A 24219-nucleotide genomic window follows, 5' to 3' on the forward strand; every position below is an offset into this window, starting at 1 on the left:
CCTCTCCGCGTCGATGCACATTTTCGGCGGAGGCGGAGCGAGGGGAAAGGCAGCGCCGGCTGGTGGAGGTGGGCCGATCGCGACGGTGACGGAGCGTGACTTCGAGCAGGTGGTGCTCCTCGCGGAGACGCCTGTGCTCGTTCAGTTCACGAGCGATCGCTCGCAGGCGTGCAAGCAGATCGCGCCCGAGGTCGAGGCGTTCGCGGCGGAGATGGAGGGCAAGGTCAAGGTCGTCCGCCTCGACATCGATCAGTCGCCGGGGCTCGCGCGGCAGCTCCGCCTCCAGGGGGTGCCGACGTTCATGCTCTTCGCGGAGCAGCGGCTCGCGGACGCGCAGGTGGGCCCGCTCGGCAAGAAGCAGCTGAAGGCGATGGTCGAGCCGTTCCTCCCGCGCTCGGCGGGCGCGCTGAAGGCGCGGGAGCTCGCGGAGCTCATCAAGCAGGGTGTGGTCACCCCTGTCGACGTTCGCGACGCGGCGGCCTACGGCCGAGCCCACCTCCCGGGCGCGAAGAGCCTCCCGTTCGAGGAGATCGAGGGTCGGCTCGCGGAGCTCTACATGTTGCCGGGGCAGCCGGCGCTCTACGATCGCGCGGGCGACAAGGTGAAGGAGCTGGCGGCGCAGATGACGGAGCAGGGCACGCCGGTCGCCTTCCTCGAGGGCGGCATTTTGGCCTGGGAGTCGGAAGGTCTTCCGGTCGAGCGCCCGTGACGAGCCGATCCGCCTTGACGGGACGCGGGCCCGGCGCGACATCTCAAGGACGGATGGGTGGCGGCGCGAAGGCGGCGAAGTCAGTCACGCACGACGGGCACGCCCCGCCGAACCTCGAGCATTTCCGCGCGCTCCTCCACGAGCACATGGAGAAGCGGGGCCTCCGCTCGACCGATCAGCGGCGCCTGATCGTGGAGACCTTCTTCAAGGTCCCGAACCACATTTCGATCGAGGAGCTGCTCGCGGAGGTGCGCCAGCACGACAAGAGGGTCGGCTACGCGACGGTGTACCGCACGCTCAAGCTCCTCACGGAGTGCGGCGTCGCCTTCGAGCGCAAGTTCGGCGACGGCCTCACGCGCTACGAGCTCGCGGACGAGTCGAGCCACCACGATCACCTCATCTGCGTCGACTGCGGAAAGATCGTCGAGTTCGAGGAGCCGAAGATCGAGGAGCTCCAGGAGCGCATCGCCGCCCGCTACGGCTTCGTCCTGAAGTCCCACAAGCACGAGATGTACGGCTCGTGCCCGGACTGCCAGGCCAAGACCGCGCGCGCCCGCCCGCCCCGAGACCCGGCGCGATCTTCTTGATGACCTCGTCGCGTGCTCACTGGCAGAGGACGCGGCCGCTCGTGGAGAGGCAGGCGTTCGGGCACAGCTCGCCGAGCTGGTACGTGCCGCCGGCGCAGCGGAGGAGCTGCTTGCCGTCCGTCGCGCAGGCGATCTCGGTCGTGCTCTCGCATGGGTCGCCGAGCGCGGCGATGGAGTGGTCGCAGTCGACGGCGCTCGCGACGGTGCAGCCGCGCGCGCCGCGGCAGGTCGAGGCGATGACCTGACGCCCGCCGCGGCAGACGAGGAGCGAACGTCGATCCGGCGCGCAGTCGTAGCCGCCCTCCGCGCACGGTCCCGCTGCCGGCGGCGCGGCGTTCGAATCGCAGCGGATCATGTTCGCGACGACGGCGCAGCCTTGCGCGCCGCCGCACGCCTGGAGCATCCGCCACGCGCCGCCTTGGCACTGGATGACGGCGCGGCGATCGGGGCTGCACATCGGCGGTCCGTTCATGCACGCGCCGTTCGGCGGAGGCGCCGCCGGCGCGGGAGCGTTGGAGCTCGTGCTGAACGAGCAAGCGGCGAGGGCGCCGAAGAGCAGGACGAGCGCGGTGCGCATCGATCGAGCGTACGCGATCAGCCCTGCTCTTGGGACGCCGCGCTCTCCGAGGTCGTCGCGATCTCGGTGAGGAAACGCGCGAGCAGGGTCTTCGTGCCGCTCGCGAACTTGACCGTGTGCTTCGCGTCGTCGCCGTTGCCCTCCGTTCGCTCGAGGACGCCCTCGCCGAACTTCGGATGGCTGAAGCGACGCGCGGGCGGCGGCGGCGCGGCCTTCTTCGGCGGCACGAACGCCGGCTTCGGCATCCGCGCCGGCACCTGGAACTCCGCCTTCGGCGCGGCGCGCTCCCGCTTGCGGGCGGGCTTGGCCGGCGCGTCCGGCCCCGGCTTCGGCTTCGCGACCGCCGCTGCTTCGAGGCCGAGGCTCCTCCGCAGCTCGTTCGCGCGCGTCGCGCGCGTCTCCTCGCACAGCTCGACGAGCGTCGTGAGACCGAGACGGCGCGCCTCGTGCTTCAGGACGTCGCGCCCGATCAGCGCGAGCATCGTCCGCTTGCCGCCCGCGTCGTCCGCCGCCCAGGTCCTCGCCATCGCCATCGCCGCCGCCTCGTCGGCGGGAGGGACGTAGGCGAGCGCAAAGTCGACGATCTCCGTCGCCTCCGGAAAGAAGTCCCATTGCCCGAAGCCCGCGCCGACGTTCTCCGCGACGACGCGCGGGAGCTTGGAGCACGCCGCGAGCGCCTTGCCCGTCGCGGACGCCTCCGCGTACGACGCGCCGTGGTGTGCCTTGGCGACCTGCGCGACGAGCTCGTCGCGCGAGAGGAGTGCATCGTCGGCCATCCGCACGAGCATTCGCGGCTTCGCGCGATCGGTCAACGGTCGGCGGCGGCGGCCGGGTCCTCACGCCGCCGTGACCCGCGAGACCGTCTCGGAGCGGGCGGTGAGCGGGATCGTGAGCGTGAACGTGACGCCCCTGCTTCTTGAGATCGGTTTTGCTCCTGCCGCCAATCGCCGATGACAACGGATGACGTTTGAGGGCTTCAGGCAGCGGGGCTGGATCGGCGTTCCGCTCAGGCGGCGCCGCCGGAGGCCGCGGGAGGCTGGATCGCGTAGATGAACGCGCCGCCGAGCTGCTTGGCGGTGTAGCTGCGCGGCAACGGAGTAACGACCTTATGCAGGTCATAGTAGTCGTACTCGCGCTGCTGGTAGGTCACCGTGACGAGCACCGTCTTCGGAGTGCTCGCCGAGTTGAAGGTCAGCGAGAAATCGACCAACGGTCCGGTCCCAGTGTTGACGTTTCGATACACGATGGTCGTCGCGTCGCGGACCATCGAGTCCGTCTGGTTCACGTTCACGAAGCCGCCGGGGTACTGCTTGTCGACGAGCGTCCACTTGCCGGCCGAACCCCCGAGCGCCTTGTACGAGAACGGCGGGATGAAGACCTGGCCGTTCGTCCGCACCTGGATGAGCGCCTGCTGCCGCGTCATCGTGAGCTTGAAGCCGGGCGAGGTCGCGTTCTGCGGGATGCGGGTGTTGAGCGCGTGGTTCGGTATGTGCTTCGCCGTTCCGGCGCTGAACGCCCCGAGCTCGGCGTCGGTGAGCGGCGCGGCCGAGGCGTCCGACGCGACGGCCATCAGCGCGGCGACGCCGAGGCAGGCGAGGACCGTACGACGGGTGCAGGAGGCGATGTTCGTGTTCGTGTTCATGGTCGTTGTTCCCTTCCCACTTCGTGCAGTCGTCTTCGACGATGCGGGCGTCGCATCGAGTCATCGTGCAAGGAAACGCGCCATCAGCCCTTCAGCTTGTAGGTCGTCGTCAGCGACGCGATCGCCTCCTTCGCGCGCTTCGCGACCTCGGCGTTCGGGTGCTTCTCGTATTTCCTCATCAGCTTCAGCGTCTTCTCGTCACGCCGCTGGTAGTAGATGTTCCAGAGCGCGAGCCCGCGCACCGAGTCTTCGGCCGACGCGTCGTTCGCGACCTTCTCGAGGAAGGTGTAGACCGCCTCGCACTGCGCCTCTCCCGCCGCCTTCGCGGTGAGGTCCTGGACGATCTGGAAGCACGGCTCGCGCATCACGATCGCGAAGGGGTCCTTGAACTCCTTGTTCTTGAGGCGCGTCTCGGCCTCGGCGAGGAGCGCGTCGATGTACTCGCCCTTGCAGAGGATCATGTCGTTGGCGGCGACGGACGCCGTCGTCAGGCTCTTGTCGGCGAGGTAGCCCTTCGCCCACGCGCAGATCGCGCCGCGCTCCTCGTCGGTCCACTTCGTCATCGGCTTGCGGGGTGCGTCGAGCGCGGCGGCGGCGTGCTCGCTCTTCTTCTCCGCCACCTCCTTCAGCTTCGGGAGCGTCTTGAGGCGCCCGAAGACGAGGAGGTTGCGGTAGGCGTTGTCGCGCGCCTCCTTCACCGGGTGCGCGTCGACGGCGGCGTAGAGGTCGTCGAACGAGCCGCTCAAGGTCGCGAGCTGCGCGACGGCGGGCGCGAGGCGCGTCGCGCGGTTGCCGGCGTTCTCCTTCAGCATCGCGAGCGCGCTCGTCGTCACCGCGGCCGACGCGTTCTTTCGCTTGCCCTCTTCGCCGAGGTTGTCGAACTGCTCCGACAGGAGCGCGACCGCGGCGGCGGAGGTCTTCTCGTCGTCCTTCTTCTGGACGAGCGCGATGAGCGTCGACGCGAAGCCCTCCGGCTTCTTCTCGCGGACGTAGGCCGCCATCGCCTCGGTCACCTTGTCCTTGCACGAGTAGGCCTGCCCCTGCTCCACGTTCACGGTGCACTTCTCGACGTGCGCCTTGACGTGCTCGACGAGCGTGGGGTCGAGCTGCGCCGGCGCGGCCGCCGTCGTCGACGAGGCCGCCGACGCCGAGCCCGCTGCGCCGGCCGTGCCTTCGTCCTTCTTCGAGCACGCGCTCGTGGCGAGGACGGTGGTGGCGAACAAGATGGCGATGGAACGCATGGCGCGCATCGTCGATCGAGCGCGCCGCGCGCGTCGATGGCGGCTTTCCTTGCACGATGCGCGCTCCTATTCGTCGGCGCGCGCGGAGAGGAGATGCGCGACGAGCTCGCTCCGCGAGGCGACGCCGAGCTTTCGATAGGCGCTCGTGAGCTGGTGCTGCACCGTGCTCGCGCTCGTCGCGCGCGATCGCGCGATCTCGTGGTTCGTCGCTCCGCGCGCGGCGGCGAGGGCGACTTCACGCTCCGCGCCGGTGAGCGGGAGGGGCGCGCTGGACGGCTCCGTCGGCGCCGAGAAGAGGAGGAGCTCGCGCCCCGCCTCGGTCGACGTCGCGACCTGGGTCGGGATCGCGAGCCGCTCGATGAGCGCCGCGGTCGAGCGCACGCGGACCTTCTCGAAGATGCGCGCGAGGAGGCCACCGATGGTGCCGACGGAGAGGCCGAGCTCGTAGGCGATCAGCTTCTGCGAATGACCGCAGAGGAGGAGGTTCGCGATCGCGGCCTCTTGCGGCGCGAGCCCGCGCGGATCCGACACGTTCGGCGGGTTCTCGTAGGCGAAGACGTAGCGGCGGCCGTCCGAGTCGAAGCGGCGGACGATCGAGTAGCGCCCGGAGACGAGCGCCGTCCAGCGCGCGAGGACCTCGTCGGGATCGCTCGTCCGGCGGTCGAGGCCCTTCATCTCGTCCATCCGCGTCTTCAGCGCGTCGAGCGCCCCGACGTGATCGCGGCCCACGTGCGCCACCGCTCCGGATCGCTCGAAGACGGCGACCGGCTCGCTCCGCCCCGACACGAGGAGCCGCCGCGCGCTCGCGAGGTGCGCGGCGATCATCGCGAGCCGCCGCCGCTCGGCGACGTGGAGGCGCCGCTCACCCTGGATCGTGAACCCGATGAAGATGCCGCGTCGATCGGGATCGACGGCGTTGACGTAGAGCGCGTCGGCCGCCTCGAGCGCCCGCGCGACCTGCGGGCCAGGGCCCGGGGACTCGTTCAGTCGCACGCCGACGCTGGCGGCGAGCGTCCCGGTCGGCCCGAGGCGCATGAGCGTGGAGCGATACTCCGGCGGCGCGGCGGCGAAGCTCGCCTGGATCGCGTCGCCCATCGCCTCTGGCATTCCCTTCACGATCGGGCGCGAGATGCGCCACGACGACACCGGGCCGCTGATGTCGTAGGCGTAGGCGAACCCGCCGCGGCTCTCGACGCCGAGCGCCTCCAGCGCCTCCAGCGCGTCGCCGAGCCAGACGTGGGGCGCCGCGGTCTCGACGCCGGCGTAGATCCGCTCGACGGCGTCGATGACCTGAGCGACTCGGCGTGCGCGCAAACACCGGCAGTATATCGCGAGCGAAGGGCCTCGTAGCGGAATTCCTTGCACGATGACTTCGCGCTTCGAGCGCCTCGATCGCGACGCGTACCGTCGTCGTTCGTGATGTCGTCGGCGAAGCTCCTCCGCGTGCTCACCGTGCTCGTCTTCGTCGCCGCGGCCGGCGGCGCCGACGCGCGCCCGGGGGGAGGCGGCGCGTTCTCGGGACCGCCGCCGCGCTCGGCGCCCGAGCCGACGAAGCCGGAGCCCGCGTCGCCAAGAAGCCCCTCGCGCTCGCCTTCGCCTTCGCCTTCGCCGAAGCCTGCCGCGCCGGCGGACGACGATCGGCCCACGGCCTCGGTGAGCAAGGAGCACGGGACCATCCTCGTCGCCGGCCTCGCCGTCGTGCTCGTCTCGCTCTTCGTCATCGGCACCCTCATGGGGCGGCGTGAGGACCGGAGGCGTGCGCTCGAGAAGCAGATGCGCGCCGGCGCGCCGCCGCCCGTCGCGCCGAGGGCCGGCGCGCGCCGCGAGCTCCTCCGGCTGCGGGAGGGCGATCCGGCGTTCTCGCTCGTCCTCTTCGACGACTTCCTCGTGCTGCTCTACACCGAGATCAAGATGGCGCAGGGGAGCGGCGCCCTCGCGCGCTACGCGCCGTACCTCGGCGAGGCGGCGCGCGCGGCGCTCGCGTCGAGCGAGGGCACGATCGCGACGGTGCTCGTCGGCGCGGTGTCCGTCGTCGACGTGGAGGGCCTCGAGCCGTCGTCGCCGCACGTCCGCGTGAAGGTGGGCTTCGAGTCGAACTACACCGCCGGTGGGAAGGGCGTCTACGCGCGCGAGGTGTGGACGCTCCGGCGACGCCGCGACGCGCGCTCCCGTGCGCCGGCGAAGGCGCGCGTCATCGGCTGCCCGAGCTGCGGCGCTCCGCTCGACGTCGTCGTGGCCGGCGTCTGCGGGCACTGCGGGAGCCACGTGACGTCGGGCGAGCTCGACTGGTCGGTCGAGGAGGTCGTCGTCCACGAGACGAGCGCGCGCGGCCCCATGTTGACGAGCGACGTCGTCGAGCAAGGCACCGATCTCGCGACCGTCGTCGCGGACGGCGCCGCCGATCGCCTCGCCGCGATGTCGGCGTCGGATCCCGCCGCGGGCTGGGACGCCGTCTCGCAGCGCGTGCACGCCATCTTCACGACGTTCCAGACGGCGTGGGCGGCGCGCGATCTCGCGAGCATGCGCCCGCTCATGAGCGACGCGCTCTTCGCGGCGCAGACGTTCTGGGTCGAGGAGTACCGTCGCCAGGGGCTCCGCAACGTCACGGAGGGCGCGCGCATCTCGAAGCTCGAGCTCTGCGACGTGACGGAGGACGCGTACTACGACGCGGTGACGGTCCGCGTCCACGCGTCGAGCCTCGATTACACCCTGTCCGACGCGACGGGCGCGCTCGTGAGCGGCGACCGCGCCGTGCCTCGCCGCTACACCGAATACTGGACCGTCATCCGCGGCCGCGCCGCGACGGCGGGATCGAAGGAGTGCCCGCGCTGCGGCGCTCCGCTCGACGTTGGGATGGGCGGTCACTGCGGCTTCTGCAAGGCCAAGGTCACGACCGCCGACTTCGACTGGGTCCTCTCCCGCATCGAGCAGGACGAGGTCTACCGCGGGTGAGCGCGCGCACGCCATCGCGCAAGGAAAGGCGCCATCGCGCCGCCGGCCGATGGATGGCGTCTTTCCTTGCGCGATGACTCGAGCGTTCCCCGCGTCGTCGAAGACGATTGCACGTAGAGGAAGGACCGACACCATGACCACGAAGACCAGCACCTCCTGCTCCCGCCGTACGCTCCTCGCCGGCCTCGGCGTCGCGGCCCTGATGGCCGTCGCGTCGGACGCATCGGCTGTGCCCACGCCCATCACCGACGCCGACATCCTCGCGTTCAACGGCGGCGTCGCGAAGCACGTGGTGCCGAGCCGCGGCATCCCCCAGAGCATGACCTCGCCCGGCTTCAGGGTCACCCTGACGCGTGACCAGAGCCAGCCCACCCTCATCAACGTGAAGGTGAGCGGCGAGCTCTTCGTCCCGTCCTTCTCGTACAAGGCGCTCGTGCCGTCCCCCTCCGGGTCCAGGTGGGCGCTCGTCGACAGGACGATCCCTGCCGGATTCAGGAGGGTGAGCGCGAGCGCTTCGATGTACGCCTCGGTCCGCGTGGCCTCCGTCAGCTACGTCCTCGACGGAGAGCCGGTCGTCTTCCGTATGACCTTCAACGAGACCTCACCGAAGTCGATCTTGGTCGAGCTCGTCCACCGCCAAGCCAACTACAACCATACGGACATGCAGTACGGCGTCGCCCAGCCGAAGCCGATCTCTCACACGAGCAAGGACATCCTCCCGCCCGTCTTCTACTACGTCCATCCCAACGGTAGCGCCGCCTGAGCGGCCTCTTCGCGCGGACGTTCACCCTCGACGTCCGCGCGCTCGCGGTCTGCCGCGCGCCGCGCTCGCGGGGCTCGATCTCTCGAGCCTGCCGGGGCCGCCGTCGCTCCACGCCGGGATGCTCCTCACGATGCGGCTCGATCTCTTCCCGTGGATCATGTTCGCGTGCTGGGCGCTCTTCCTGCCGCCGCCGTTCTGGGACGCGCTCGCGGCGATCGTCGCCTGGAACGCGGGCGAGCTCTCCGGCGCGCCGTCGCCTGCGCTCGGCGCGGTGCTCCGCCCGCTCGGCCTCACGCAGCGGTGGTCGATGTTCTCTCCCGATCCGGCGCGCGACGACGGCTGGATCGTGGCGGAGGCCCAGCTCGAGAGCGGCGCGAAGGTCGACCTCCTGAACGGCGGTCCGCCGACGCGGGATCGGCCACGCGTCAGGCGCGATCTGCGCTGGCGGAGCTACCTCGCGCTCGTCGCGCGCGACGGGAGCGGCGACATGGCCACTTTCTTTGCACGATGACTTCGCGCTTCGGACGCCACGGCGGAGGAAGCTAGCTTCGGCGATCGTGGTCAAGAACGGGCGGCGATCGGCGCGATCGCTCGTGGACGTCGTCGAGGCGATCTACGAGGAGCCGCGCGCGTCGTGGTTGCCGGCGGTGCTCGCCGGCTTGCATGGGCTGATCCCCGAGAGCCCCTCCGGCGTCGCGTACGTCTACGATCTCTCCGGACCGCCGGAGGCGTGGCGCACGTCGTATCCGGTCGTCACCGACGGCGCGCCGGCGGCGCTCGCGGAGGAGGTCTACCAGAGCTTCGCGCACGCGCCGGCGGACTTCCGCCGCACGCTCTTCGGACGGATGAAGCCGGCCGCGACCTACAGCGAGACGATGGGCACGCTCCTCACGGAGCAGCACGAGCACGGCGCCGAGGCGGCGAAGCGCGTCGCGTCGTACGACGCGGTCTACGTCAACGCGGTCGACCCCGACGGGCGCGGCGTGCTCCTCGCGTTCAACCTCGCGGCGCGGCACCGGCTCGTCCCCAAGCAGCGCGCGCGCTTCGCGATGATCGCCGCGCACGTCGCGGCGGCGCGGAGGCTCGTCGCCTCCGGCGCGGAGGAGCCCGGCGCGATCTTCGCGCCGTCGGGGAAGGTCGCGCACGTCGAGCGCGGTCACGAGAGCGCGCTCGAGTCGCTGCGTGAGCGCGTCATTCGCCTCGAGCGTGCGCGTTCGTCGCGGGCGGATCCGGACGAGCTCCTCACGTCGTGGCGCGCGCTCGTCGCGGGGACGTACACCCTCGTCGGACGGGTGGAGTCGGACGGCCGGCGCTACGTCATCGCGTACGAGAACCCGCCCGGCGTGCGCGATCCACGCGGGCTCGCGCCGATGGAGGCCGCGGTCGCGGGCTGGACGATCCGTGGCCACTCGCAGAAGCTGATCGGCTACGAGCTCGGCGTCAGCGTGGGGACGGTGGGCGGCCTCCTCGCGCGCGTCTACCAGAAGCTCCGCGTTCGATCGCGCGTCGGGCTGATCGAGCGCCTCGCGCCGCCCGAGCATCTCACGCGAATGCAGGCGAACGAGCAGGAGCTCCTCGTCTTCTCCGGGCCGCGGCCCAACGTGTCACTCGACGACCTCGCGAGCTTGACCCCCGCCGAGCAGCGCGTCGTGCGCGCGCTCCTCCGCGGCAAGTCGAGCGACGAGATCGCGGCGAGCCTCGGCAAGAGCAAGCACACGGTGACGCACCAGCTCGGGAGGATCTTCCGCCGCCTCAGCGTCAGCTCGCGCGCCGAGCTGATCGCGCGTTGGGCGAAGACGGAGCTCGTCGACGTGTCTTGATCGGGGTGGATCGGTGACCTCCGGCGGTTGCGATGGAGGTGGAGCATGCAGGACCCTCGTCGCGGGTGGTCAGGCGACGGCACGGCGCGCGCGATCTCGGTGTGTTCCTGGTCGATCGCGCGTCGAGCGCTCGGCGCGGGCGCGATGGCGCATCGTTTGCTTTCTCGAGGCCATGCTCTCGAAGTGGCTCGGTTGTCTTGGGTTGCTCGTCGCGGCGGCGACGGGCTGTGCGCCGGAGACCGCGCGGGAAGAGATGGGGGACACGACGTCCGCGATCTGCGGTCACGCGGACGACGAAGAGGACGCGGCGGCGGAGGAGGAGGAGGACGCGGACGGCGATCTCGACACCGCGAGCGTTCGGATCCGCGCAAACGTCTGCACGCCGGCCAACCCGCGGGGCGAAGAAGAGAGGTGCGCGAACGGCGGCTTTCCTCCTCGTTGCGAGGTCGTCGGGCCGGGGCCGAGCGACGAGGAGCGACGCGCGGACGCGTGCCAGAACGCGCGCTCCGAGCTGATCCTCGCCCGCGCGCGCGCCCGCGTGCCGGCGACGCCCGCGCAGAACGCGGCCATCTACAAAGCGATCAAGAACGTCGACCTCTTCTGCGACTGAGCCGCGCTTCTTCGCGTAGCGGACGGCGGCGGTCGTGAGGCACGCGGTGGCGGCCTCCGCAGGCGGCGAACGCAAGGAAGGCTGCGACGCGCGACGGCTTCACAGCCTCAAATCGCAACGGCTCGCCGCTACGGCTCCAAGCGCTCGGCTTCAGGGCTCCATCGAGAGATACGACTCGCTATCGCACGAGTCGACGCAGCGAAGCATCGTCGCGCACGACGCGTCGTCGTCGCATGCCTTGCGCGCGTCGCTGTCGTCGTAGTTCTTCGCGCACTGCCGGCACGAGAGCGAGCTCTTGGTGCAGCAGCCGCTGCACGACGCGCACGCCTGGCTGTCGAGCTCCGTGAGGTAGATCTCGCGGAAGGCATCGACCCCCTTCGGCTCGATGCCCTTGCAGCAGCTGACGCACTTGCTGCCGCTCTTGAGGGCGCACACGCCTGCGCGGCACGTCTTGAACGCCGCCCCGCAAGCCTTCTCGCAGGCCGCGCGCTCCTTCTTGGTGCCCTTCCAGCAAGCGCTCGTCGATCCGTACGTCTCGACCGCGACGCCGGCGGCCTCGGGGGTCATCTCGGTCACGCAGTCGATGTAGCTCTGGCAGCTCTCGCCGATCGTGGGCTCCGTCGCGGAGGTCGTCTGCGCCGGATCGCTCCCGCCGTCGGCGTCGGCCGCGGGCGGCGCCTGCACCTCTCTCACCTCGGTCGTGCACGCGAAGAGGAGGGCGAGCGGCGCAGCAGCGGCCGCGAGAAAGAGACCTCGTGACATGCCTGTCGGTAGCACCGGCCTTTCCCGCGAGCCACGGGGCCGGCGCGCGATTTCAGATTCCCGAGGGCTCGGCCTTCGCGACGCGGGCGTCGGTGACGATCCAATCGACGCGGACGTCGCCGTCCGTCGCGGGGACCTCGGCGATGAGCTGCCAGTCGAAGGCGACGGCGAGGGTGACCGCGGGCGGCGCGTAGCGCGGGAGCGTGCGATCGTAGTAGCCCGCGCCGTAGCCGATGCGGTGGCCGGTGGGATCGATCGCGATCGCGGGGACGACGATGACGTCGAGGTCCGTCGCGTGGGCCGCGTCCGCCGGCGGCTCCGCGAACCCGTAGCCCTGCTCCTCCAGCTTCGCGACGTCGGACACGAAGCGGAACGACATGACGTCGTTCTCCGCGTCGATCGTCGGGTAGGCGACGCGGACGTCGCGGGTGCGGAGCGCGGCGTCGAGCGCGCGGAGGTCGACCTCGTGCCGCGCGACGATGGGCCAGAACAGCGCGACCGACCTCGCCGCGCGGACGGCCTCGTGCTCCGTGAGCGCGGCGACGATCTTCGCCGAGCGCTCCGCGATCGACTCGAGCGGCGTCGTCTTCCGTACGCCGCGCATGCGCTTGCGGAGCTCCGCCTTCACCTTGAAGCGGAGGACCTCCTCCGGCGCGAGGGCGTGCGAGTGCGGGTCGGACGGGCCGGGATCGACGCCGCGCGGCGGGCGGTTCATTGCTTGGCGGCGGCCTTCGCGGCCTTCTTCGCGCCGGCTTTCTTGCCGCCGTAGGAGCGGACCACGAGCTCGGGGAGCTTGCCGCGGCGCGTGATGTTGGAGTTCACGCTGCGCGAGGCGTAGACGACCTCGACGTCGAAGTCGGCGTAGAGCTCGCGCACGAGCGGCGTCTCCGAGTTCGAGAGCATCACGTGGACGCCGCGCCGCGCGAGCTTCGCGAACACCTTGGCGAGCTTCTTCTGCTCCGCCTCGCCGAAGCCGCCCGGGATGTAGCCCGTGAAGTCGGACGTCGGCGAGAGCGGGACGTACGGCGGATCGAAGTAGACGAAGTCGCCCTTCTTCGCCGTCTCGATGACGGAGGAGAAGTCGCCGTTGACGAGCTTCACGCTGCGGAGCGCGCGCGACACCGCGCGCAGGTTCTCGACGTCGCAGAAGAGCGGGTTCGTGAAGCGCCCGAAGGGCACGTTGAACCGGCCCGATCGGTTCACGCGGTAGAGGCCGTTGAAGCCCGTCTTGTTGAGGTAGATCGTGCGCGCCGCGCTCTCGGCGGCGGAGAGCCCCGCGCGATCGAGCCCGCGCACGCGGTAGTAGTGATCGCTCTCGTAGACGTGATCGCGCAACACGCGGATGACGCCCTCCACGTCGTCGCGCACCGCCGCGTAGCACTCGATCAGCTCCGAGTTCACGTCGCTGAGCGTGACCTCGTTCTCGAGGCGCCACCGCGCGCGCAGATCGAAGAAGAGCGCCGCGCCGCCGACGAACGGCTCGAAGTAGTTGCGGAACGTGGCGGGGAGGAGGGGCTGCAGCTGATCGAGGAGCTGCGTCTTGCCGCCGACCCACTTGAGGAAGGGACGTGGATCGGGATCCTTCACCAGGGAGAGCTGCCGCGGGTCCGGTCTCGGCTGCTGCACGGCGGCGGTTCGACCCATCTCGGCAGCGTTCAACGTAGTCGGAGCGCTCACTCTGCGTCAACGGCCGCATCGCGCGCATCGCGTGCGTCGCGGGGAGAGACGACGAAACGCGCGACGGTCGAGGCCTTCACCTCGAAGACCGCCCTCACGTCCGGCGTCGCGCAGCGGAGGCTCGTGTCGTCGCTGGTCGCGCACGAGACGCGCTTCGGCGCGCCGCCATCCGCGACCGTGATGACGATCTCGACGTCCGCCGCGCCGACGTCGTTCGTCCCGAGCTTCACCGCGCGCTCGGCGTAGAAGGAGCCCGCCGCCTCGCGGAGCTGCGCGGACGGCGCGAGCGCCGCGGGCTGACCCTTCACCGTGACGGCGACGCTCGCCACCTGCTCCGGCGCGACGCGGAGCGCGGCGCGGCTCACGTAGATGCGCTTCGCGAGCTCCTCGAGCGCGCTCGGCGCGACGAAGACCTCCGGCCGCCCGTCGACGTTGCCGTACACCCCGCCCTCCGCCGGCTTCCCGAAGCTCACCGTGACGGGCGTGTTGCCGTCCGCGAACCCGAGCACGACGCGGCACGCGTCGGGGCCGAGGCCGAACGTCCCGTCGTCGCGATCCGCCGTCCACGCGAGCACCTTCCCGCGCACGAGCCCGTCGACGAGCTGCGAGACGGAGCCGTCCGTCTCGTAGCCCCGCGGCTCCACGAGACGAAGACCTTCCCCCGCGTCGACCAGCTCCTGCGGCTCCCCGCAGCGGAGCACCACCCTCGTCACGCGACGCGTCTCGTTGAGGAGCGCGAGCGGACGGAGGGTCGTCTCGCGCGGGACGAAGCGGCGCGCGGCGGCCGCGCTCACGGTGAGCCGCGCGTCGTCGCGGACACGCCGCAGCTCCACCGTCTCGCCGCCGAGCGTCCCCACCTCCACCGTCTCCTCGTGCTCGGCGCCCGACGACGACGCGCGCACCCGCGCCTTCGCGATCGCGGTGAAGGGCTTCCCGCCCGGCTTCACCTCCAGCGCCTCGGTGCGCTCGATCGCGACGAGCAGCTCGCTCGCGCCCTCCGCGTCGGGGCCCACGCGATCGCGATCGACCGGCTCGCGCTCGTGGAAGCCGGTGCCCTTCCGCGCGATCTCGATCGGCTTCGCGTCGCCGCCCTCGAGCCGCAGCTCCTCGATCTCGTCGTGGCGGAACGAGAACGGCCGCCGGTCGACGAGCCAGTCCGGCGTGATCGCGGCGAGCTGCTCGATCGCGCCCTTCGGCGCGCAGGCGAGGACGCGCGTCGGCATCTTCCGCAGCACGACGACGTCGTCGGGGTGGCCGGGGCACGCCTCGCCGACGACGAGCTCGCCCATCGGCTTCGCCGCGTCCTTGGGGTGCATCCGGATCGTCATCCGCGGCGACGCGGTGAGGCGGTCGGCGTCGCTGTCCTTCGGGAACGCCTCCGCGCGCATCTCCGCGAGCGCGCTCCACGCCTTGTCGAGGGCCGTGCGTGACGCGAGCACACCGAGGTCGGGGACGTCGAACGATCGCTCGTCGTGGCGTCGCACCATGAAGCCGCCGCCCGCGTGCACGACCTCGAAGCGCGCGAGCTCGAGCGAGAGGTAAGGCACGACGCTGCGATCGCGGTACGTGTCGGACGGCGCGAGCAGCGTCTCGGCGAGCTCCTTCGACGCGACGAACGGATCGCCGTCGTCGATACGTAGGTACGCCGAGCCGTCCGGTCGCGGTGACACGCCGCCGAGGACGAAGCGGAACGAGAGCGCGCCCATCGTGACCGCGCCGCTCGCGCGCGGCGCCGCGAAGCCGAGCGCCGACTCGTCGCCGCTCCCGAGCTTGCGCACGCGCGTCGCGAATTCGAGCGTCGTCGCGAGGCGCTCGACGGCTTGCTGATCGACGCGCTCGTTCCGCGGCGACGTCATGCGCCACGCGGCGTCGGCCTTCTCGCGGACGAGCACGAGCGCCTCGCCCTCGTGCGCGATCTCGATCCGCGACAGCTCCTCCCGCCGCCACGCCGGGAACACGTTGTTCTCGCGGCTCCGCCGCTCGCCCTCGCTCACGCTCGCGCGATCGCGCCAGAAGTACACCCCGAGCACGATCGCGGCGACGAAGAGGACGATGGTGGTGACGTGCCGCCTCACCTCTTCTTGCTCTTCTTCTTCGGAGTCGGAGTCGGCGTCGGAGCCGGCGCCGGCGCCTCCGCGCCTTCCGTCCGCCGGCGCCAGAGCGCGATGAAGACGCCGAGCACGGCGACGGTCCCCGGCATCAAGAAGAGGACGTAGCGCCGGACCGCCGCGCGATCGTCCTCCGTGATCCGGATCCCCGCCGACACCGAGGCGCGCTCCGGCACGTCGAGGACCTGGGGCTTCGACGCGAGCCAGGAGATCGCGCTCTCCGTGAAGAGCGCGGCGCCGCGGAGCGGGAGCGGCTCGCGGAACGTCGGCGACGTGAGCACGCTCGCGGTCCCCGCCACCACGACGCGCGGTCCGTGCGGCGCGTCCTTCTGCACCTTCGGGCGCTCCGACGCCATCGCGACGACGAGCGGGCCGGCGAGGTCGCCCGCCCTCTTCTGCGGCGCCTCCTTCCACTCCGAGGCGCCGGCGACGTTCATCAGCCCGAACGCCTTGTTCGAGGTGAAGAGCAGATCGGAGGGGTTCGCGCTCCCCGGCTCCGACGCGCGGCGCAGCGAGCGCGCGAAGTGGAGGACGATCTTCGGCACGTCCCGCTTCTCGTCGCCGCGGGCGAGGGCGGCGGTGAGCGGGTGCTGCCGCGCCTGCGCGAAGAAGCGGATGCCGCCGGTGCCGGGCACCGACAAGGCAGGGTCCTCCTCGATTACGAGGTCGTCGTCGAGCGCGATGCCGAACGGCGAGAGCGCGCGATCGAGGTTCGTGCCGACGAGCCCCGTCTCGCTGTTGCCGGTGATCGGGCTCGTCGCGAGGAAGAGGTTCCCGCCCTCGAGGAGGTAGGTGCGGAGCCGCTCCGTCTCCTCTTTCGTCCACGCGCCGCGGAGCCCCGCGACGACGACGACCGCGCAGCCGGCGAACGGCGTCGCCTGGTCCGGCGCGCCGGGCTCGACGCGGTCGATCTCGTAGTTGTCCTTCACGAGGACGTCTTTGAGGAGGCCCGCGCCCTCCTGCCCCGGGTCCTCCGGGCTCATCTCGCCGTGGCCGGTCGTGAAGCAGAGCTTCGACTTCGACGAGCCGAGCACGCTCCGGATCGCGCCCGTCATCGCGCGCTCCTCCTTCGGCTTCACGCGCGTGTCGTCGCCAGTCTGCACCTCCACCATGTCGGCGGCGCCGAGGAACCAGTGGCGCTGGCCTCGCGCGACGACGACGATCGCGTCCGCGACGACGTGACCTTCCTCCGTGCGCCCGGTCTCGATCTTGAAGCGCTTCTTCACGTCCTCGAGCGCGACGACGTTGCGATCGGGATCGACGTAGTGGATGTCGAGCTTCGTCGTCTCCGCCTGGTACGCGACGAGGAGCTGCTTCACGCTCTGCTCGATCGGATCGGCGGGCCCGAGCAGGACCCAGATCTCGATCGGCTCGGAGAGCGAGCGCAGCGTCTCGAGCGTCGCGGGCGAGAGCGAGTAGCGCTGGTTCTTCGTCCAGTCCCAGCGCGTGAAGTGGCGCCCGCTGATCGCGTTCACGAGCACCGCGACGACGACGGCGAGCGCGACCGCGACGAGCTGCGAGAGGCGCTGCGGATCGACGCGCGGGAGCTTCATCCACGGCTTCATCCCCACCTCCACGCGTCGACCGCGCGCACGGTCGCGAAGAGCGGGACGACCGTGAGCGAGCCGTAGAACACGAGGCGGCGCGAGTCGACGACGCCGGACGCGAAGTCGTTCATGTGCGCCCAGATCGAGACGTGGGCGCAGACGTCGTGCATGAGCGTGCCCTCGCGCGTGACGAACTCGCCGATGCCGAGGATGAAGAGGACGAGGATGACCATCGCCGTCATCACGAGCGCGAGGAACTGGCTCTTCGTGACCGCGCTCATCAGGAGCCCGATCGCCATGTAGCCGCAGCCGACGAGGAAGACGCCGAGGTAGGCCGCGCCCGCGGCTTGCCAGTCGATCTCGCCGGTCTGCTTGAGGATGACGAGGTAGAGGAGGGTGGGGAGCCACATCGCCGCGTACGTCGTCACCGCGGCGAGGTACTTCGCGAGCACGACCGCGACGCTCGAGACCGGCGCCGTCATCAGGCACTCGATCGTCCCGCTCCGCCGCTCCTCCGCGAAGAGCCGCATCGTCATCGGCGGCACGAGGAGGAAGAGCACGAGGTAGAGGAGGACCGTGTTCCCGAAGAACGCCTGGAGCGGCGTCTGGTCGCTCACGGTCTGCCCCGCGCTCGAGAAGTGATCGACGAGGAGGAAGAAGTGCATCCCCTGCACGACGAGGAACGCGGTGATGAGCACCCACGCGAGCGGCGTCACGAAGAAGGCGAAGAGCTCGCGCTTGTAGAGCGGCCAGAAGCTCCTCACGAGGCCGCCTCTTCTGCGTCATGCTCCGGCGTCGCGGCGCCGGTCAGCTCCGCGAAGAGCTCCTCGAGCGAGCTCTTCACCGGCGACGCCTCGCGCACGAAGAGGCCCGCGCCGACGAGCGCGGTGACCGCGTCCTCCGCCGTCTTCGCCGGCGACTCGAGCTTCTTCTGCCACGCGCACGAGAAGGTGTGGACGCCGCCCTCGCCCTCGAGGCGCTGCACCTTCGCGATGCCGGAGGTGCCGCGCAAGAGCGCCTCCGCGCGCTCGGCGTCGCCGCGCACCACGACGCGGAGGCCCGCCGCGCGCCGCTTCTTCGCGAGCTCCTCCATCGTGCCCGCCGCGACGAGCTTGCCGTGCGCGATGACGAGGGCGCGCGTGCAGCTCGCCTCGACCTCGCTCAGGATGTGCGTCGACAAGAGCACGGTGTGCTCCTTCCCGAGCGCGCGGATGACGTCGCGGACCTCGCGGATCTGGTTCGGGTCGAGGCCCGCGGTCGGCTCGTCGAGGACGAGGAGGGGAGGGCGCGCGACGAGCGCGTCGGCGAGGCCCACGCGCTGCTTGTAGCCCTTCGAGAGGTTGCCGATGACGACGTTGGCGACGTCGCGCACGCCGGCCTTGCCCATCGCGTCCCAGACCGCGTCCTTGCGCGCGCCCGACGCGACGCGCTTCAGCTCCGCGCGATGACGGAGGTACTCCGCGACGCGCATCTCGGGGTAGAGCGGGACCGCCTCCGGCATGTAGCCGAGCTTCTGCCGCGCCTCGAAGCTCTCCTTCGCGACGTCGTGGCCGGCGACCTCGACCTTGCCGCTCGTCGCGCCGAGGAAGCCGGCGATGATCCGGAGCGTCGTGCTCTTGCCCGCGCCGTTCGGGCCGAGGAAGCCCACGACCTCGCCTTTGTCGACCGCGAACGAGAGATCGTCCACCGCGACCTTCGGGCCGTAGCGTTTCACGAGGTGCGAGACCGAGATCACTCGGCCCTCCGCTTACCGCGTCACCCGAGCGACAACCAGAACTTTGCGCCTTCGCCGGGCGCGCTCTCGGCCCAGACCCGCCCGCCGTGCCGCACGACGATCCGGCGCACGGTGGCGAGCCCGATGCCGGTGCCCTCGAACTCCTTCGGCGAGTGGAGCCGCTGGAAGGGACGAAACAGGCGCTCCGCGTGCGCCATGTCGAAGCCGGGGCCGTTGTCGGCGACGAAGAACGCGCGCTCGCCGTCGCGGACGATCGCGCCGACCTCGATCCGGACGCCGTCCGTCTTCTTCGCCGTGAACTTCCACGCGTTGCCGAGGAGGTTCTCGAGCACGGCGCGGAGGAGGCCCGAGTCTCCCTGGACGACGAGGCCGTCCGCGATCACGACCTCCGCCGTCCGCTCCGGCGAACGCGCGCGCAGGTCGGAGACGATCGCGCGCGCGATCTCGCCGAGGTCGACCTCGCGGCGGACGATCTCGGCGCGCGTGACGCGAGCGAGCCCGAGGAGGTCCTCGATCAGCTCGTTCATGCGCTTCGCCGCGCCGTGGATCCGGGCGAGGTGACCCTTGCCGTCCTCGCCGAGCCGATCGCCTTCGTCCTCCTCGAGCGCGCGCGCGAAGCCCTGGATCGCGCGGAGCGGCGCGCGGAGATCGTGCGAGACGGTGTAGCTGAAGGCCTCGAGCTCTTCGTTCGCGACCTCGAGCTCCGCGTTCTTCTTCTCGACCTCGGCGAGGTGCGCGGCCCGCGCCTCCGCGAGCGCGGCGGAGACGCGGGCGTCGCGCTCGCGCGTGGCCTCCTCCTCGGCTTGTTTTCGTCGCAGCTGCGCCCGCACGCGCGCGACGAGGAGCGCGCCGGCGGTCCCGCGCGAGACGACCTCGTCCGCGCCGGCGCCGAGGCACTCCACCGCGAGGGTGGAGTCTTCGTCCGCCGTCACCGCGACGATCGCGTTCGGGCGCCGGACCGCGGCCCGGATCGCGCGGCAGCTCGCGACCGAGGCCTCGACGACGGTGCAGGCGGGGACGAAGTGCTCGAGCAGCAAGAGCGCGTCCTCCGCCGACGCCGCGCGCGCGACGTCGAACGCGTCGCGCCGCAGCGCCGCGATCGTCGCGTCGAGGTCCTTCCCCACGACGAGGACCTTCTGCGTCGCGAGCGCGCTCCGCACCGAGGCGACGGGCGCCTCGCGGTTCGATCCGAGCAGGGCCGCGACGCGCGCGACGATCTCGACCGGCGGCGTCTTCTTGCCGAGGTACGCGTCGACGCCGGCCTCGAACGCGCCGATCTCGCCGGCGTCGATGTCGGAGCCGCTGATCATGATGACCGGCGTATGACGGTGCGCCGCGTCGAGCCGGAGGCGGCGGACGACGGTGGCGCCGTCGATGCCGGGGAGCTCGCCGTCGCAGATGACGAGCGCGGGGCGGATCGCGGCGGCCTCGCGGAGGCCGTCCTCGCCCGTCGCGGCGAGCACCGCGCGGTAGCCGGCGGCCTCGAGCGCCTCGCGCATCGCCTCGCGGAAGGAGACGCTGTCGTCGATGACGAGGATCACGCTGCGCGGGTCCTCCGCGCGCCGCTGCGTGAGCTCGCGCGCGCGGGCGATCACCCACGACACCGCGTAGGGCTTGGCCGCGTATTCGTCGGCGCCGCGCTCGAGGCCGCGGATGCGGTCCTTCACCTCGGCCTCGGAGGACAACATCATCACCGGCGTCCGCGCGGCGGGGCCTTCTTGCGCGCGGATCTCGCCGAGCAGCTCGACGCCGTCGCCGTCGCCGAGGCGCACGTCGAGGATCGCGAGGTCGAAGCGCTCCTTCGCGAGCGCGGCGCGCGCGTCGGCGATCGTCCCGCAGCCCACCGCGTCGAGCCCCGCAGCCTCGAGCGCCTCGAGGAGGTCCATCCGCACGGTGAGGCTGTCGTCGACGACGAGGACGCGCGGCTTCACTCGCGGGCTCCTCGCACGACGCGCGCGAGCGCGCCGCCGATCAGGTCGAGCGGGAGCACCGACTTCGCGGCGCCGAGCTCGACCGCCGCGCGCGGCATCCCGTACACGACGGACGAGGCTTCGTCCTGCGCGATCGTGTACCCGCCCGCCTTGCGGATCTCGAGGAGGCCGTTCGCGCCGTCGCGCCCCATCCCCGTCAAGAGCACCCCCGCCGTGTTCACTCCCATCTCCTTCGCGATCGACTCGAACAGCACGTCGACGGAGGGACGACACGAATGTCGCTCCGGACCATCGTCCAGATAAAGCTTTCCGCTCGCCACGCGCAAGTGCCGTCCCGCCGGCGCCATGATCACGCGCGGCCCGGCGTCGAAGAGCGACTGTCCGTGCGTCGCGAAGCCGACCCGATGCGCGGTCTGGGCGTCGAGCCAGTCCGCGAGCGTCGCGTCGAAGGGCTCGCCGATGTGGAGCACGAGGATGACCGGGACGGGGAAGCCGCCGGGGAGATCGAGGAGGAGGCGGCGCACGGCGCCGGGGCCGCCGGTCGACGCGCCCACGCAGACGACGCGGATCTCGCTCGCCGGCGCGGCGCGCACGCTCGGCAGCGCGGCGGGGAGGCGCTTCCGGAGGTGGGTGACGACGCGGATGCGCGACGCGACGCGGAGCACGAACGCGAGCTTGTTCGCCCACTCCTCTGGCGGCGTCGACGCGGTCGGCTTCTCGAGGACGTCGACCGCGCCGGCCGCGATCGCGTCGTAGGTGCGGAAGACCTCGCCGCGGTTCTCCGCCGACGAGACGACGACGATCGGCGTCGGGCAATACGCCATGATGTATTCGGTCGCGGCGAGGCCGCTCAGCACCGGCAGCATCATGTCCATCGTCATGACGTCGGGGCGGAGCCGTTCGCACGCCTCGATCGCCTGGCGCCCGTCGGTCGCCTCGCCGACGACCGTGAACGTCGGATCGGCGGAGAGGATGTCGACGATGTGACCGCGCACGGTCGCCGAGTCGTCGACCACGAGCACGCGAATTGGTCCGCTTCCCTCCGTCATCCGATCAACCTCCGCACCGTCTCGAGGAACTCCACCTGCGCGAAGTCACCTTTCACGATGTATGCCCGAGCCCCGGCCTCGAGGCCACGCCGGCGGTCTTCCGGCGCGCTGCGGGAGGTGACGAGGACGGCGGGAGTGTTCGCGATCGCGGGGTCCGCGCGCATGCGGGCGACGGTCTCGAAGCCGCTCATGCCCGGCATCTCGACGTCGACGACGAACAGCGCGAAGCCACCTGCGCGGGCCTTCTCGAGCGCCTCTTCGCCCGAGGCCGCCGTCGTCACGACGTAGCCCGCGGCCTCGAGGATGCTCTGCTCGAGCATGCGCGACGTGAGCGAGTCGTCGCAGACGAGCACGCGCGCCGGGGCACGTTTCTCCGGCGCGGCCTGCTCCGCCGCCGCACCGAGCGCCGCGATCGCATCGACGAGGAGCCGCGGATCGAGCGCGAGGCGCGGGTTGCCTTCGCCGTCGAGCGACGCGCCGGCGACGATCGGCGCCGCGGTCGCGGCGGGCGGGAGCGGGTGCACCACCTCGTTCACGATCCCGAGCACGCGCTCGACGCCGACCGCCGCGCGCGCGCCGCCGACCTCGAGGAGGAGCGCGGTCCGCGCGGCGCTCACGGCGTCGACGCCGAGCACGCGGGCGAGCGCGCCGTAGCGCCAGCGCTCTCCGCGGTCGCCGTCGCCGTCGCTGAGCACGTCGCCGTCGGCGGTCCGCACGACGTCGGAGGGCGTGAAGCGCACCGTGCGGCGGATCGCGTCGAGCCTCACCGTGACGACGCGATCGGCGGCCTCGACCATGAGCGCGGGCGCGGCGGTGAGGGTCACCGGGACCTCGAGCGCGATCTCGGTCCCGGCGCCGGGGCGGCTTTGCACGGTGAACGATCCGCGCACACGATCGAGCGCCGCCGCGATGACGCCGAGGCCGACCCCGCGCCCCGCGAGCTCCGACGCCGCCGCGCGCGTCGAGACGCCGCCACGCATCGCGAGCCGAAAGAGCCCAGTCGCGTCGAGCTTCGCGGCCTCGTCCGGCGTCAGAGGTGGCGCCCCTTTGTCCGCGGTGGGACCGCCGGCCTCGTCCGGCGTCAGGGTCGCCGCTCCTTTGTCCGCGCTGTGGCTGCCGGCCTCGTCCGGCGCGAGCTGCTTCGCCACGATCGCGGCGCGGAGCGCGGCCTCGTCGATGCCGCGTCCGTCGTCGCGGCACGTGATGACGGCGCGCGAACCGCGCAGGTCGACGCCGATCGCGATGCGCCCCTTCGCGGGTTTCCCCGCGCGCGTTCGCTCCGCGGCGGGCTCGATCCCGTGCGCGATCGCGTTGCGGACGAGCTGGAGGAGCGCGTCGCGGACGACGGCGAGGACGTGCGCGTCGAGGCGCCGATCGCCGCCGGTGGTCTCGAGCTCCACCGCGCGGTCCTCGCGCGCCGCGGCGTCGTGCGCGGCGCGGGCGACCTCCGCGAAGACCGTGTCGGCGCGGAGGAGGCGCAGGCGCTGCGCGTCTTCGATCGTGTCGCGCGCGAGCCGATCGACGCCGTCGAGCAGGGCCTCGCGTTCGGGTCCTGTCTTCGCGCGCGCGGCGGCGATCCGCGCGGAGAGGTCCGCGAGCGAGGCGAGGAGCGCGTCGACCTCCTCGAGATCGAGCCGCACCGACTCCGCCGCGAGCGGCGGCGGGGCGGCAGACTTCGGCGCCGCGACCTTCGGCGCAGCCGGCGCGCCGAGCGTCGCGAGCTCGCGCGCGATCGCGTCGACGAGGGGGAGCACCGCGTCGGCGGGGGCGCGCGCGGCGAGGCGCTCCTCGACCTCGTGCGCGAGGCGCGCGATCTCGGCGTGGCGCACGACGCCGGCGGCGCCCTTCAACGTGTGCGACGCGCGCAAGAGCGTGCGGAGCTTCTCCGGATCGGCGGCGGCGCCGAGCTCGACGACGCCGCGCTGGAGCGCGTCGACGATCTCGCGCGCCTCGATCCGGAAGTAACGGTACGGGTCTTTGCTCACGTCGCGATCCCTCCGCGCGCGAGGAGCGCCGCGAGATCGAGCAGCTCGGCGGGCTCCTCGCCCGGCTCGAGGAGGAGCTGACCCTCGAGCTCGTCGAACGCGAGCGCGAGGCCGCGGCGCGCGGCGGGCGTCGCGATCCAGCCGTGGGTGCCGTTCGCGCGCCCGAGCAGCGCGGGCAGCGAGAGGACGACGACGAGGCTCCCGCGGATCCCGGCGAGCCCGAGCTGCGCCGCGCCGCCGCCGGGGAGCGGCACGATCTTCGGGCTCCGCCCGACGACGCTCAAGGCCGCGAGCGGCACGACGTAGCGCGCCCCGCCGGCCCGGATCGCGAGTGCAGGCGCGCCGCGTCCGCGATCGAGCACGGCCGGCTCCGCGAACGCGCGATCGAACTCCGCCGCGATCTGAGCGACCGTCTTCATGCCATCGCCCCTCGCGGCCGCCCGGTCGCGCGGCTCGAGCCGCCGCGCCTTCGCGGTTCGGTCGCGTGGCTCGAGCCGCCACGGCTTCGCGGTTCGGTCGCGCGG

General features: G+C 71.7%; 23 protein-coding genes. 7 read left to right on the plus strand and 16 right to left on the minus strand.

Translation table 11 applies throughout. The features are described 5' to 3' along the window. Window positions 1–13 precede the first annotated feature (13 nt). Both traF and KF837_00505 read left to right on the plus strand, forming a co-directional pair. Entirely contained in the window at window positions 14–709 is a 696-nt protein-coding gene (traF, locus tag KF837_00500; protein MBX3225752.1) for a conjugal transfer protein TraF, read from the plus strand. A 146-nt stretch (window positions 710–855) separates the two neighbouring features. Continuing rightward, on the plus strand, window positions 856–1296 hold the full coding sequence (locus KF837_00505) for a transcriptional repressor (GenBank protein ID MBX3225753.1): 441 nt from the start codon (window positions 856–858) through the stop codon (window positions 1294–1296). Between the two features lie 16 nt (window positions 1297–1312). Here the strand turns inward: KF837_00505 and KF837_00510 are convergent, their stop codons facing one another. The 5 genes from KF837_00510 to KF837_00530 form a co-directional block, all read right to left on the minus strand. Beyond that, window positions 1313–1873 carry a hypothetical protein gene (locus tag KF837_00510; GenBank protein MBX3225754.1) on the minus strand — a complete coding sequence of 187 codons (561 nt, stop codon included), beginning with the start codon at window positions 1871–1873 and terminating at the stop codon, window positions 1313–1315. Window positions 1874–1890: 17 nt separating this feature from the next. Then, window positions 1891–2649 carry a hypothetical protein gene (locus KF837_00515; protein ID MBX3225755.1) on the minus strand — a complete coding sequence of 253 codons (759 nt, stop codon included), beginning with the start codon at window positions 2647–2649 and terminating at the stop codon, window positions 1891–1893. Between the two features lie 230 nt (window positions 2650–2879). Then, window positions 2880–3515 carry a hypothetical protein gene (locus KF837_00520; protein ID MBX3225756.1) on the minus strand — a complete coding sequence of 212 codons (636 nt, stop codon included), beginning with the start codon at window positions 3513–3515 and terminating at the stop codon, window positions 2880–2882. 83 nt (window positions 3516–3598) lie between these two features. Further along, complete coding sequence (locus KF837_00525) at window positions 3599–4756, minus strand: hypothetical protein (GenBank protein MBX3225757.1); 1158 nt, start codon at window positions 4754–4756, stop codon at window positions 3599–3601. 66 nt (window positions 4757–4822) lie between these two features. Then, entirely contained in the window at window positions 4823–6070 is a 1248-nt protein-coding gene (locus KF837_00530) for a helix-turn-helix transcriptional regulator (GenBank protein ID MBX3225758.1), read from the minus strand. 105 nt (window positions 6071–6175) lie between these two features. Between KF837_00530 and KF837_00535 the strand changes: the two genes are divergently transcribed. The 5 genes from KF837_00535 (at window position 6176) to KF837_00555 (ending at window position 10901) form a co-directional block, all read left to right on the plus strand. Next, window positions 6176–7708: a Tim44 domain-containing protein gene (locus KF837_00535; GenBank protein ID MBX3225759.1), complete on the plus strand. Its 1533-nt coding sequence runs from the start codon at window positions 6176–6178 to the stop codon at window positions 7706–7708. A 133-nt stretch (window positions 7709–7841) separates the two neighbouring features. After that, window positions 7842–8471 (plus strand): hypothetical protein, encoded by a 630-nt coding sequence (locus KF837_00540; GenBank protein ID MBX3225760.1) that lies wholly within the window; start codon window positions 7842–7844, stop codon window positions 8469–8471. A gap of 130 nt (window positions 8472–8601) precedes the next feature. Next, window positions 8602–8982, plus strand: a complete 381-nt coding sequence (locus tag KF837_00545) for a hypothetical protein (protein ID MBX3225761.1) — start codon at window positions 8602–8604, stop codon at window positions 8980–8982. A gap of 46 nt (window positions 8983–9028) precedes the next feature. Continuing rightward, window positions 9029–10291, plus strand: coding sequence for a hypothetical protein (locus KF837_00550; protein MBX3225762.1), 1263 nt, complete (start codon window positions 9029–9031; stop codon window positions 10289–10291). A 172-nt stretch (window positions 10292–10463) separates the two neighbouring features. After that, window positions 10464–10901, plus strand: coding sequence for a hypothetical protein (locus KF837_00555; protein ID MBX3225763.1), 438 nt, complete (start codon window positions 10464–10466; stop codon window positions 10899–10901). Window positions 10902–11051: 150 nt separating this feature from the next. Here the strand turns inward: KF837_00555 and KF837_00560 are convergent, their stop codons facing one another. Genes KF837_00560 through KF837_00610 form a run of 11 tightly spaced genes read right to left on the minus strand, consistent with a single transcriptional unit; the run spans window position 11052 to window position 24114 of the window. Continuing rightward, the gene (locus KF837_00560; protein MBX3225764.1) at window positions 11052–11663 is read right to left on the minus strand and encodes a hypothetical protein; all 612 of its coding nucleotides are present in this window, start codon (window positions 11661–11663) and stop codon (window positions 11052–11054) included. Window positions 11664–11715: 52 nt separating this feature from the next. After that, window positions 11716–12378 carry a 5-formyltetrahydrofolate cyclo-ligase gene (locus KF837_00565; GenBank protein MBX3225765.1) on the minus strand — a complete coding sequence of 221 codons (663 nt, stop codon included), beginning with the start codon at window positions 12376–12378 and terminating at the stop codon, window positions 11716–11718. Next, window positions 12375–13307 carry a DNA adenine methylase gene (locus tag KF837_00570; protein ID MBX3225766.1) on the minus strand — a complete coding sequence of 311 codons (933 nt, stop codon included), beginning with the start codon at window positions 13305–13307 and terminating at the stop codon, window positions 12375–12377. The genes KF837_00565 and KF837_00570 overlap by 4 nt, the downstream gene beginning before the upstream one ends. A gap of 29 nt (window positions 13308–13336) precedes the next feature. Continuing rightward, the gene (locus KF837_00575; GenBank protein ID MBX3225767.1) at window positions 13337–15415 is read right to left on the minus strand and encodes a DUF4340 domain-containing protein; all 2079 of its coding nucleotides are present in this window, start codon (window positions 15413–15415) and stop codon (window positions 13337–13339) included. Further along, window positions 15412–17013: a Gldg family protein gene (locus KF837_00580; GenBank protein MBX3225768.1), complete on the minus strand. Its 1602-nt coding sequence runs from the start codon at window positions 17011–17013 to the stop codon at window positions 15412–15414. Before KF837_00580 ends, KF837_00575 begins: the two co-directional genes overlap by 4 nt. After that, on the minus strand, window positions 17010–17759 hold the full coding sequence (locus tag KF837_00585) for an ABC transporter permease subunit (protein MBX3225769.1): 750 nt from the start codon (window positions 17757–17759) through the stop codon (window positions 17010–17012). The genes KF837_00580 and KF837_00585 overlap by 4 nt, the downstream gene beginning before the upstream one ends. After that, window positions 17756–18730 (minus strand): ABC transporter ATP-binding protein, encoded by a 975-nt coding sequence (locus tag KF837_00590; protein MBX3225770.1) that lies wholly within the window; start codon window positions 18728–18730, stop codon window positions 17756–17758. The genes KF837_00585 and KF837_00590 overlap by 4 nt, the downstream gene beginning before the upstream one ends. A 20-nt stretch (window positions 18731–18750) precedes the next feature. Beyond that, complete coding sequence (locus tag KF837_00595) at window positions 18751–20661, minus strand: response regulator (protein ID MBX3225771.1); 1911 nt, start codon at window positions 20659–20661, stop codon at window positions 18751–18753. Then, complete coding sequence (cheB, locus tag KF837_00600) at window positions 20658–21710, minus strand: chemotaxis-specific protein-glutamate methyltransferase CheB (protein MBX3225772.1); 1053 nt, start codon at window positions 21708–21710, stop codon at window positions 20658–20660. The genes KF837_00595 and cheB overlap by 4 nt, the downstream gene beginning before the upstream one ends. After that, window positions 21707–23695, minus strand: coding sequence for a response regulator (locus KF837_00605; GenBank protein ID MBX3225773.1), 1989 nt, complete (start codon window positions 23693–23695; stop codon window positions 21707–21709). The genes cheB and KF837_00605 overlap by 4 nt, the downstream gene beginning before the upstream one ends. After that, complete coding sequence (locus KF837_00610; GenBank protein ID MBX3225774.1) at window positions 23692–24114, minus strand: chemotaxis protein CheW; 423 nt, start codon at window positions 24112–24114, stop codon at window positions 23692–23694. Before KF837_00610 ends, KF837_00605 begins: the two co-directional genes overlap by 4 nt. Window positions 24115–24219 lie beyond the last annotated feature (105 nt).

It is taken from the genome of Labilithrix sp. (assembly GCA_019637155.1).
In the GTDB taxonomy this organism is placed as follows: Bacteria; Myxococcota_A; Polyangia; order Polyangiales; family Polyangiaceae; genus Labilithrix.

Coding starts and splice junctions, on each gene's coding strand:
- KF837_00610 (MBX3225774.1), bottom strand. CDS start 24,114: ATGAAGACGGTCGCTCAGATCGCGGCGGAGTTCGATCGCGCGTTCGCG.
- KF837_00570 (MBX3225766.1), bottom strand. CDS start 13,307: ATGGGTCGAACCGCCGCCGTGCAGCAGCCGAGACCGGACCCGCGGCAG.
- KF837_00525 (MBX3225757.1), bottom strand. CDS start 4,756: ATGCGTTCCATCGCCATCTTGTTCGCCACCACCGTCCTCGCCACGAGC.
- KF837_00515 (MBX3225755.1), bottom strand. CDS start 2,649: ATGGCCGACGATGCACTCCTCTCGCGCGACGAGCTCGTCGCGCAGGTC.
- KF837_00555 (MBX3225763.1), top strand. CDS start 10,464: ATGCTCTCGAAGTGGCTCGGTTGTCTTGGGTTGCTCGTCGCGGCGGCG.
- KF837_00565 (MBX3225765.1), bottom strand. CDS start 12,378: ATGAACCGCCCGCCGCGCGGCGTCGATCCCGGCCCGTCCGACCCGCAC.
- KF837_00535 (MBX3225759.1), top strand. CDS start 6,176: ATGTCGTCGGCGAAGCTCCTCCGCGTGCTCACCGTGCTCGTCTTCGTC.
- KF837_00545 (MBX3225761.1), top strand. CDS start 8,602: ATGCGGCTCGATCTCTTCCCGTGGATCATGTTCGCGTGCTGGGCGCTC.
- KF837_00580 (MBX3225768.1), bottom strand. CDS start 17,013: ATGAAGCCGTGGATGAAGCTCCCGCGCGTCGATCCGCAGCGCCTCTCG.
- KF837_00540 (MBX3225760.1), top strand. CDS start 7,842: ATGACCACGAAGACCAGCACCTCCTGCTCCCGCCGTACGCTCCTCGCC.
- KF837_00520 (MBX3225756.1), bottom strand. CDS start 3,515: ATGAACACGAACACGAACATCGCCTCCTGCACCCGTCGTACGGTCCTC.
- traF (MBX3225752.1), top strand. CDS start 14: ATGCACATTTTCGGCGGAGGCGGAGCGAGGGGAAAGGCAGCGCCGGCT.
- KF837_00505 (MBX3225753.1), top strand. CDS start 856: ATGGAGAAGCGGGGCCTCCGCTCGACCGATCAGCGGCGCCTGATCGTG.
- KF837_00510 (MBX3225754.1), bottom strand. CDS start 1,873: ATGCGCACCGCGCTCGTCCTGCTCTTCGGCGCCCTCGCCGCTTGCTCG.
- KF837_00560 (MBX3225764.1), bottom strand. CDS start 11,663: ATGTCACGAGGTCTCTTTCTCGCGGCCGCTGCTGCGCCGCTCGCCCTC.
- cheB (MBX3225772.1), bottom strand. CDS start 21,710: ATGACGGAGGGAAGCGGACCAATTCGCGTGCTCGTGGTCGACGACTCG.